The sequence below is a fragment of the Streptomyces sp. NPDC098789 genome, from assembly GCF_044759975.1.
Taxonomy (GTDB): Bacteria; Actinomycetota; Actinomycetes; order Streptomycetales; family Streptomycetaceae; genus Streptomyces.
The window spans coordinates 1-7,119 of the sequence record NZ_JBIWAJ010000052.1 but is presented as its reverse complement, the minus strand read 5'-3'; the positions used below and the strand labels follow the sequence as shown (position 1 = coordinate 7,119).

6 protein-coding genes and 1 pseudogene are annotated in these 7,119 nt (G+C 67.7%); 5 read left to right on the top strand and 2 right to left on the bottom strand.

What is annotated here, in order from left to right; translation table 11 throughout:
• The 4 genes from ACIQWR_RS41275 to ACIQWR_RS41260 all read left to right on the top strand — a co-directional run.
• Positions 1-252: hypothetical protein (locus ACIQWR_RS41275; protein ID WP_404021269.1), on the top strand; the 252-nt coding region annotated here is incomplete at its 5' end.
• A 624-nt stretch (positions 253-876) separates the two neighbouring features.
• Positions 877-2,106 (top strand): IS256 family transposase, encoded by a 1,230-nt coding sequence (locus tag ACIQWR_RS41270; RefSeq protein ID WP_404021272.1) that lies wholly within the window; start codon positions 877-879, stop codon positions 2,104-2,106.
• Between the two features lie 78 nt (positions 2,107-2,184).
• On the top strand, positions 2,185-3,144 hold the full coding sequence (locus ACIQWR_RS41265) for an RCC1 domain-containing protein (RefSeq protein ID WP_404021266.1): 960 nt from the start codon (positions 2,185-2,187) through the stop codon (positions 3,142-3,144).
• Positions 3,145-3,578: 434 nt separating this feature from the next.
• Positions 3,579-4,412 carry an SAM-dependent methyltransferase gene (locus tag ACIQWR_RS41260; protein ID WP_404021263.1) on the top strand — a complete coding sequence of 278 codons (834 nt, stop codon included), beginning with the start codon at positions 3,579-3,581 and terminating at the stop codon, positions 4,410-4,412.
• A gap of 522 nt (positions 4,413-4,934) precedes the next feature.
• Here the strand turns inward: ACIQWR_RS41260 and ACIQWR_RS41255 are convergent.
• On the bottom strand, positions 4,935-5,747 hold the full coding sequence (locus ACIQWR_RS41255) for a HisA/HisF-related TIM barrel protein (RefSeq protein WP_404021261.1): 813 nt from the start codon (positions 5,745-5,747) through the stop codon (positions 4,935-4,937).
• A gap of 149 nt (positions 5,748-5,896) precedes the next feature.
• Positions 5,897-6,274: pseudogene (locus ACIQWR_RS41250) on the bottom strand (IS5/IS1182 family transposase); the annotation flags it as partial.
• Between the two features lie 179 nt (positions 6,275-6,453).
• Here ACIQWR_RS41250 and ACIQWR_RS41245 point away from each other — a divergent pair.
• Complete coding sequence (locus ACIQWR_RS41245; RefSeq protein ID WP_404021258.1) at positions 6,454-6,834, top strand: FKBP-type peptidyl-prolyl cis-trans isomerase; 381 nt, start codon at positions 6,454-6,456, stop codon at positions 6,832-6,834.
• Positions 6,835-7,119 lie beyond the last annotated feature (285 nt).

The window sequence follows — 7,119 nt, the reverse complement described above, 5'->3', positions numbered from 1 at the left end:
CGCCGAACAGGCAGCGACCGAACGAGCGAACCTGAAACCCCATCAACCCGCTCTGACCAGCTGACCAGCACCTCCCACACACCGGGGGAACCTCAGTTTGCCGTTCTGGTTGTGACCAGTGCTGCATTGATGACTGGTAGTGCGTCCTACGCGGCGGGGATGGATACCGTCGTCAGGGACCCTGGAGTGCTGTTCAGGCTTCTGGGCGGTGTGGGCAAGGTGATCGGGTCCATCCTGCCGGAGGGGTTCTGAGTACGACTTAACGGCCGGAGACCCCAACCAGAACGGCCTGTAGCTCGGATCGCGTGAGACTCAGTTTGCTGAGGTCCGAGGAATGGGTGGGGGAGCGGACCCGCCCGAAGGCCCGGGCCCCGTTGGTAACGCACCCACCCTGACCCGCCCGTCGTAGCCTTCAACGCCGACCGCTGATCTTACGGGGCGAACTCCCGCAGCGGAGAGGACGGTTGTCCGGCACCCGTGGCCGCAGCTCTTTGGCCGGCTCGGCACTCGGCGCGCGCCGAACCGCAGGTCCGGCCTTCACCCGTTCAGCGTGCCTGGGCAAGCCTGCCCGGTCGTGGAGGTCGCCGAGCGCACCCGACCCGCTGGAGGGTTGCACCGGAAAGAGGCTGCAGAGGTGTCTGGAGGGGTGCACTAGGAGGGGGACCGCAGGTGTGACCGGAGGTGGGACCCCCCGAAATTATTGATCTTCCATCCGTGCAGGTCAGATGCCATGGGCAAGCCCTCTCCGGAAAACGACACCTCTTACCCAGGGTCTGTACGGTCAACGGTGGATCTTCGAACAGGAAGTGACACCTGATGACAGACGTGACCGTGTCGGCGGAGGCCGTGGCGGAGGTACAGCCGTCCGGGTTGGCGATGGATGTGCTGGATGACCAGCTGATCGGTCAGCTGGTGGACCGGGCCAAGGCCGACGGGATCAAGCTGACGGGCCAGGGCGGTCTGCTGCAGCAGCTGACGAAGCGGATCCTCGAGTCGGCTCTGGAAGGCGAGATCACCGACCACCTCGGGCATGAGAAGCATGAGAAGGCCGGCTCGGGTAACACCCGCAACGGGACCCGGTCCAAGACCGTAGTGACCGAGGTAGGCCCGGTCGTGCTCGAGGTCCCGCGAGACCGGGAGGGCTCGTTCGAGCCGCAGATCGTCAAGAAGCGACAGCGCCGGCTGACCGGCGTCGACGAGATGGTGCTCTCACTATCTGCCCGGGGCCTGACCCACGGCGAGATCTCCGCCCACCTCGCGGAGGTCTACGGCGCCGAGGTCTCCAAGCAGACGATCTCCACGATCACGGACAAGGTGGTCGACGGCATGAACGAATGGCAGAACCGGCCCCTGGACTCGGTCTATCCGGTTTTGTTCATTGACTGTGTCCACGTGAAGCTGCGGGACGGCAAGGTCGCCAACAGGCCGCTCTACGTGGTCCTGGCGGTCACCGTCGAGGGCACTCGCGAGATCCTGGGCCTGTGGGCCGGCGACGGAGGCGAAGGCGCCAAGTACTGGCTCCAGGTCCTCACCGAGATCAAGAACCGCGGCACGGAAGACGTCTGCATGGTCGTCTGCGACGGTCTGAAGGGCTTGCCCGACGCGATCGGAGCGGTCTGGCCGCAGGCGATCACGCAGACCTGCGTCGTTCACCTTCTGAGGGCATCGTTCCGTTACGCGGCCCGTCAGGACTGGGACAAGATCTCGAAGGCCCTCAAGCCCGTCTACACCGCGCCGACCGAGGACGCCGCCATGGAGCGGTTCCTGGAATTCCAGGAGGAATGGGGCACCAAGTATCCGGCGATCGTGCGGTTGTGGGAGAACGCGTGGGCCGAGTTCGTGCCATTCCTCCAGTTCGACGCCGAGATACGGCGGATCGTCTGCACGACGAACGCGATTGAGTCCGTGAACGCCCGGATCCGCAAGGCCGTCCGCGCTCGCGGGCACTTCCCGAACGAGCAGGCCGCCATCAAGTGCGTCTACATGGCCGTCATGAGCCTGGACCCCACCGGCCAGGGACGCAAACGCTGGACCCAACGCTGGAAGGCAGCCCTGAACGCCTTCGACATCACCTTCGACGGCCGGCTCTCAGCCGCCCGCCACTGAACCCCTAACAACTCCAGAACCACCGTTCGCTGGACAGACCCCGTCCTGCACCCTCGCGGCCGCGCCGGGCGCCCCGCCATGACCGCCCTGGCTGCGCTCGGTGCGCTCGGTGCGCTGGGCGCGTTCCTGGCCCCCACCGCCCAGGCCACCGCAGCGCCCGGGCCGTCCCCACGTCAGGCGGCGGTGACGGACTGGGAGACCCTGGCCTGGGGGGATGACACCTACGGCCAGGCCACCATTCCCACCACATCCCAGAAGGGTGCGAGCGCTGTTGCCGCGGGCGCCTTCCACTCGCTGGCCGTCAAGGACGGCAAGGTCCTCGCCTGGGGCAGCAACCTCTACCAGCAGACCGACGTACCCGCCACGCTCTCCTCCGGCGTCACCGCCGTCTCCGGCGGCTACCTGCACTCCCTCGCCCTGAAGAGCGGGACGGTCGTGGCCTGGGGCAGCGACCGCTACGACGCCACCACCGTGCCGCCCGCCGCGAAGTCCGACGTCGGCGCCGTCGCCGCGGGCCAGTACTTCTCCCTGGCCCTCAAGCACGGAGCCGTCCTGGCCTGGGGCGACGACCGCTACAAGCAGACCGAACTCCCCGCCGAGACCCACTCCGGCATCACCGCGATCGCCGCCGGCGCCTACCACGGACTCGCCCTCACCGACGAGGGCAAGGTCCTCGCCTGGGGCGACAACCGCAAGAAGCAGACCGACATCCCCGCACCGGTCACCAACGGCGTCGCCACCGCCATCGCCGCCGGCCGCGACTTCTCCGTCGCCGTCGTAGGCGGCCGCGCCTACGCCTGGGGCACAGGCATCGCCAACCAGAACGTACCCGCACTCGCCCAGTCCACCATCACCAAGGTCGCCGCCGGCAACAGCCACATCGTCGCCCTGCGCACCGACGGCCGGGCCATCGAATGGAAAGCCCACACCACCGCCCTCAGCGCCGTCCCCGCCACCGCGAACACGAAGGTCCTGTCCATCGCGGCAGGCGCCTACCACTCCCTCGCCCTGCGCGGCGACCCACCCGCAACGCCGTGACCGTCTGACCCGCAGCCGCCCGCCTGGCCCCTCGGACCGGACAGGCGGCTGCGCGGCGCCGACGTCTGTCCGGGCTTCGACAGCCGGGGCGCGAGCCCCCTAACCCCGCGAATACCGCGCGGTTCGAACAATGAAGCGGAGCGGGGCCGACTGATGGATATCGCGCCCGGCAGCCCGTCGGACCGTACGCGGGTATCGACGGGTTGTGCGAGCAGGTCCGGCGGTGCCCTCGCTGTGTTGTTGGCGCTCCGGGTCGCACGTATGGGTGGGATATATGTGCTGGGGGCGGCTGTGGTAATTTCCGCGGCTTTCACCGGATTAGAGTCCGTTGATCGATGAGTGCGGTTCGCATCGCGGTGTCGTCGCGGTGTCGTCACCGAGCCGCGCGATGCCTCGTACCCCTGCCGCTGTCGAGTCTGTCTGTGAGGTGCCCTATGTCCAGTGCGACGTCCGGTAAGCCCGTTCCCGCGTACGTTGATCCGACCAAGGCCAGTATCGCCAGGGTGTACGACGCTTTCCTCGGCGGCAAAGACAACTACGACGTGGACCGGCAGGTGGTCCGGGGCGTGGAGAAGGCCGTTCCGGAGGCCAAGGACCTGGCGGTCGAGAACCGCGCTTTCCTCATCCGTGCCTGCCGCTTCCTGGCCACTGAGGCAGGCATCACGCAGTACCTGGACTGCGGATCGGGCCTGCCGACCGCGGAGAACACCCACCAGGTGGTGCAGCGGGCCAATCCGGACTCGCGGGTCGTCTACGTGGACAACGACCCGATCGTGCTGGCCCACGGCCGGGCCCTGCTGGAGGAGAACGAGAACACCGTCTTCGTCGCCGAGGACATCTTCGAGCCGGAGAAGCTGCTCAAGAACGACGTCGTGCGGTCCAGGCTGGACTGGAACGAGCCGATCGCGCTGCTGCAGCTGGGCACGCTGCACCACTACAACGGCGAGGACACGCGCACGCGCAAGGACATCATGGGCGCCTACATCGACGCGCTGCCGTCCGGCTCCTTCGTGGCGATCAGTCACTTCCTGGACCCGGAGGACGAGTACAGCGCGACCGCCCGGAAGATGGAGGACATGTTCCTGCACTCCATGATGGGCAGCGGCACCTTCTCCACGAAGGCCGAATTGCAGGAGCTCTTCAATGACCTGGAGATGATCACCCCAGGGCTGGTGCGGTGCGCCGACTGGTGGCCGGACGGACCGCAGGACAGGGACCTGAACGCGGCTCAGCGGAGCATCGCGGGCGGCATCGCACGCAAGGCCTGACAAACCTGTCCACCGTGGCCCCGCAACCGGCTTCGTCCTGACCGAGGCCCATGCCCCTGCCCCGCCCTGTTGGCGCTCCGACGCCCCCGCGCGGCGGAGTGCCTGCAGAACGGGCCCGGTAGTCGGCGACGTCCCAGGTCCTCGTGCCGTGCCCGGGAGTCGTCGGGGCGACACTGGCCGTCCCGCATTCTCTGGCGAAGACGGTGACCGGGCCCCGACCGCGCCACAGGATGCGATGCGCCGGTTTGGTGTCAGTGGGCTGGCAGGGGCGGGTTGCCAGGCAGGTGTGTTTGTGCTGGTCGGGTGAACAGAGGATCGGCCGACGCTGGCATGTGCGTGGCGTCCGGGTGGCTGTCGCTGTCTTGGGGCGATACACCACCTGGGTCTTCACCGCCACGGAGACGGTGCGTCTTGGAGAACGTACCGGCCCGGGCCCAGTGTTGCTCTTTTGCCCTGGTGGGTGGTGTCGGAGAAGAAGACCGTTTCGCCCGTGACGGACAGCTCCATTGCTTGTAGTGGCTGTCAGCCCCGCTCTCGGACCACGCCCGTACAGGCCAGTGCCTCGGGGAGGGTGAACGCCCCCGTATACAAGGCGCGACCGACCAAGGCCCCGTCCACGCCGTGCGGGGCCAGGTCGGCGACAGTGCGCAGGTCGTTGAGGGAGGCGATGCCTCCCGCGGCCAGGACCCCGGCGGTGCTGCGGGCGCACACATGGGTGAACAGGCTGGTGTTGGGGCCGGCGAGGGTTCCCTCGCGGCTGACGTCGGTGACCACGTAGCGGGCACAGCCCGCCGCATCGAGCACCGTGACCGCGTCCCACAGGCTGCCGGCGTCACTGCCGCCCGGCCCGGCCAAACGCAGGCCCCGTCCAGGGCCTCCGATGCGAACGGGCAGGCTCACGCCCAGGCGCGCGCCGTGTCGGGTGACGGCGTCGGCACACCATGTCAGGTCGGTCAGCGCACTGCGGCCGAGGTTGAGGCGGGTGCAGCCGGTGTCGAGGGCCGCTTCCAAGGCCCTGTCGTCGTCGATGCCCCTTCGGCACATCAGCTGCACGTTCATGCTCACGGCGTCGATGATCCGGCGGGCTTGGACCAGTCCGCCGCCTGCGCTGTCGTCTTCGGCGACCACCAGGTGCAGCCACCTCGCCCCCTGCTCCTGGAACGCCAGCGCCACGTGAACCGGATCGGTCAAAGTGGCCTCCGGGACGTGGCCGTCGCCGACAAGGTGAACCACTCGGCCGTCGGCCACATGCACGGACGGGAACAGTTCAAACCCGCGCCCGCCCGCCGTCTCCTGCCCCGACACCGCGTCCCTCGGCATCCCGCCCATCTCCATCCCCGATCCCCTCCGCACCCTCGGCGTCACTGTTGCAGAGCACGGTAGGAAGCCGACCACCCACCCGTATACAGCGCGAACACGCCACACCCGCCCAGTGAACCGTTCCGGGTTCGGTAGCAATGCCGCTTAGGGCGTCCGCCAGTAGGTCATCGAATGCGGGGTGTGCGAGGCCGGGTGCTGCAGCGGTAGAGGGGCCAGTCGCGGCGGATCAGGCAGCGGATGGTGATGATGGTGGAGGCCAGGGCGAGGAAGAACTCGATCGCTGCCTTGCGGCGTTCGGTGCAGCGTCGGAGTTTGCCGAAGTTGTTCATCCAGGAGTTCGTGCGCTCCACCACCCAACGGCCTCCGGTCTGGATCGGGGTCTTCGCGCCGCGTGCGGCGATGTGGGCGTCGATCCGGCGGACGGCCAGGTCGTCGTGGACCGTGCGGTAGTCGTATCCGGCGTCCAGGGCGAGGCGCGGGTGCTCCGGCAGTGGTCCAAGGGACGGCGCCAGCGAAGTGAAGCGGTCGAGGGTGGCGGCCAGGGGGCAGCCTGGGGCGGCGGGGGTATCGAAGGTGTTTCATGTTGGGGGAGTTCGGCGGGTCGTGTGGTGGGTCTTCCTCGGGTGGCTGAGGGGGTCGCTAGCGTGGAGGTGTCGAGGGGATTGGCCCTCGTCGTCGGAGCACGCCTGTATCGGGCGGAGCGCGGATGGAGAGACCTGAGATGAGTACGGAGCTTGACAAGCCCCAGATCGAATTCCACGCGGGCCCGGCGCCCGACAGTCTGGACATTACCGACATCGTGCTGGGCGCGGGTGATGAGGCGACGAAGGGTTCGGAGGTCGAGGTCCACTACGTCGGAGTGACGTACTCGACAGGCGAGGAGTTCGACGCCAGCTGGAACCGGGACAAGCCGTTCACTTTCTCTGTGGGGGGCGGCAAGGTTATCCAGGGCTGGGACATGGGTGTCGAGGGAATGAAGGTGGGAGGCCGGCGCAAGCTGGTCATCCCCCCGCACCTCGGTTACGGCGACGGTGGTGCCGGCCAGGTCATCAAGCCTGGCGAGACCCTCATCTTCATCGTGGACCTCCTCGCGGTGAAGTAGCCGACGGACCCGTTGCGACGCGCCGGTTTGATGTCAGTGGGTGTTGGCAGTGACGGGTTGTCAGCTAAGGGTGTTTGTACTGGTCAGGGGCCTAGTGGTTCTTGGCGGTGGGAGGAGACGGCGCGCTCGTTTCGCTGGCGCGGGTAGCAGAGCGCGCCCGTTCCCACCGGAAGGACCTTTCGTACCGGTTTGAGGTTCCCCCGGTGTGTGGGAGGTGCTGGTCAGCTGGTCAGAGCGGGTTGATGGGGTTTCAGGTTCGCTCGTTCGGTCGCTGCCTGTTCGGCG

What these genes read in the sequence shown, in the direction of transcription:
- ACIQWR_RS41245 (WP_404021258.1), top strand. Translation starts at nt 6,454, where the DNA reads ATGAGTACGGAGCTTGACAAGCCCCAGATCGAATTCCACGCGGGCCCG.
- ACIQWR_RS41255 (WP_404021261.1), bottom strand. Translation starts at nt 5,747, where the DNA reads ATGGAGATGGGCGGGATGCCGAGGGACGCGGTGTCGGGGCAGGAGACG.
- ACIQWR_RS41270 (WP_404021272.1), top strand. Translation starts at nt 877, where the DNA reads ATGGATGTGCTGGATGACCAGCTGATCGGTCAGCTGGTGGACCGGGCC.
- ACIQWR_RS41260 (WP_404021263.1), top strand. Translation starts at nt 3,579, where the DNA reads ATGTCCAGTGCGACGTCCGGTAAGCCCGTTCCCGCGTACGTTGATCCG.
- ACIQWR_RS41265 (WP_404021266.1), top strand. Translation starts at nt 2,185, where the DNA reads ATGACCGCCCTGGCTGCGCTCGGTGCGCTCGGTGCGCTGGGCGCGTTC.